General features: G+C 68.7%; 1 protein-coding gene and 1 pseudogene. Both read right to left on the bottom strand.

What is annotated here, in order from left to right:
- On the bottom strand, nt 1-182 hold a 182-nt coding region (locus DH10_RS35960), incomplete at its 3' end, for an ATP-grasp domain-containing protein (protein WP_343221691.1).
- 19 nt (nt 183-201) lie between these two features.
- Nucleotides 202-374 (bottom strand): annotated as a pseudogene (locus tag DH10_RS37485) (CoA ester lyase); the annotation flags it as partial.

The following is a 374-nucleotide window of genomic DNA, read 5'->3' as shown; positions in this document are numbered from 1 at the left end:
TTTATGCCGCCGGCCTTGCCGCGGGCGCCGGAATGAACCTGCGCCTTCAGCACCCATTTCGCGCCGCCGATCTCTCTGGCACGGTAGGTCGCCTGTTCGGGGCTGTAGGCAAGGCCGCCGCGCGGCACATGCACGCCGTGGCGGGCGAGCAGTTCCTTGGCCTGGTATTCGTGAATGTCCATCTTGTCCTCCCGGTAATTCTTACTGCGCCGCGCTATGCGCCTGGCCGGCGCGCTCGATCGCCTCGCTGACCACCAGCACGTTGCGCGCCATGCGCTCCGACGCCGCGTCGATCATCTTGCCGTCGAGGGCGGCCGCACCCTTGCCGAGCGCCTCCGCTTCCTTCAGCACCTCGAGGATGCGGCGGGCGCGCG

The organism is Mesorhizobium silamurunense, from assembly GCF_014843825.1.
GTDB lineage: Bacteria > Pseudomonadota > Alphaproteobacteria > Rhizobiales > Rhizobiaceae > Mesorhizobium > Mesorhizobium silamurunense.
Note: the sequence above shows the minus strand (reverse complement) of the source record. Positions and strands in the feature narration are given on the sequence as shown.